The organism is Mycobacterium sp. 94-17 (assembly GCF_035617725.1).
Lineage (GTDB): Bacteria > Actinomycetota > Actinomycetes > Mycobacteriales > Mycobacteriaceae > Mycobacterium.
Genome location: NZ_JAPIYN010000086.1, coordinates 1 through 518, shown reverse-complemented (window position 1 = coordinate 518; position 518 = coordinate 1). Strand labels below are relative to the sequence as shown.

Here is a 518-nt window from a genome sequence, read left to right as displayed (position 1 = left end):
TTGATCGCCGCGATCGCACGCATCGCCGAGAGTGAGTCGCCGCCGAGGTCGAAGAAGGAATCATCGATCCCGACGCGTTCCATACCCAACACCTGGGCGAAAACGCCAACCAGAATTTCTTCGGTGAGACAGGTCGGGGCCCGGTAGTTGTCGACATCCCGGTACTCCGGTGACGGCAGGGCGCGTTTGTCGAGTTTGCCGTTGACCGTCAGGGGCAGGGTGTCGAGGACGACGATCGCGGCGGGCACCATGTAGGCGGGTAGCTGCTCGGCGAGTGCCGCGCGCATCCCGGCCGGGTCGGCACTGCCGGTGACATAACCGACCAGGCGGGTGTCGCCGGGCCGGTCCGCGCGGGCGACCACCACCGCCTGGGTGACCCCGTTTTGGCCGGCCAGCGCGGCCTGGACCTCACCTAGCTCGATGCGATACCCGCGGACCTTGACCTGCTCATCGGCACGCCCCAGATAGCGCAGCTGCCCATCGGCCCCCCAGCACACCAGGTCCCCGGTCCGATACAT

1 protein-coding gene is annotated in these 518 nt (G+C 67.4%); it reads right to left on the bottom strand.

Annotated features, from left to right (window positions below; genetic code table 11):
* Positions 1-518 (bottom strand): AMP-binding enzyme (locus OQ789_RS25760; RefSeq protein ID WP_324689246.1); only part of this gene is annotated, 518 nt, incomplete at both ends.